The organism is Mesorhizobium sp. M2A.F.Ca.ET.039.01.1.1 (assembly GCF_003998035.1).
In the GTDB taxonomy this organism is placed as follows: Bacteria; Pseudomonadota; Alphaproteobacteria; order Rhizobiales; family Rhizobiaceae; genus Mesorhizobium.
Genome location: NZ_RZRY01001394.1, coordinates 1 through 673, shown reverse-complemented (window position 1 = coordinate 673; position 673 = coordinate 1). Strand labels below are relative to the sequence as shown.

Annotated in this window: 2 pseudogenes; both read left to right on the top strand. The window is 63.0% G+C overall.

Annotation, left to right across the window (positions count from 1 at the left end):
• Positions 1-179, top strand: a pseudogene (locus EOA24_RS40065) (DUF177 domain-containing protein); the annotation flags it as partial.
• A gap of 130 nt (positions 180-309) precedes the next feature.
• A pseudogene (locus EOA24_RS40060) lies at positions 310-673 on the top strand (phosphate acyltransferase); the annotation flags it as partial.

Sequence of the window (673 nt, the reverse complement as noted above, 5' to 3'; positions counted from 1 at the left end):
GTCCGGAAACATTCTCCGGCGACACGATCGACGTCGGTGCGCTGGCCGAACAGTTCTTCGGCCTGGCGATCGACCCCTATCCGCGCAAGCCGGGAGCCTCGCTCGACGTCGCCGGCGACGATCAGGCCGAGGAAAGCGAATTCCAGAAAAAGCTGCGTTCGTTGCTCGGAAAATCCTGAGAGTGGTCCGGATTTTGGAAAAGTTGGTTGTGCGCAGGCGCAAAACCGCTATTTTCGCCGAACCTTCGCGAGCCCCCTTACCTTGGCAGGCGTCCGCCGCTAGCCAGGCAAACCGTGAGAAAAACACCGAGTGATCAGGATTTCCATCGATGCCATGGGCGGCGATCACGGACCAAGCGTGGTCATCCCGGCGCTGATGACGGTCGTCATCCGCCGCCCTGACATCCGCTTCGTCATCTATGGCCGCGAGGACGTGGTGCGTCCCGAGCTCGCCAAGTTCCCGAAACTCGCCGAAGTGAGCGAGTTCGTCCATTGCGAGATCGCCGTGCGCATGGACGACAAGCCGAGCCAGGCTCTGCGCCACGGCCGCTGGAAGTCGTCGATGTGGAAGGCCGTGGAGGCGGTGAAGAGCGGCGCCGCGCAGGCCTGCATCTCGGCCGGCAACACCGGCGCGCTGATGGCGATGTCGAAATTCTGCCTGCGCACCATGGCCA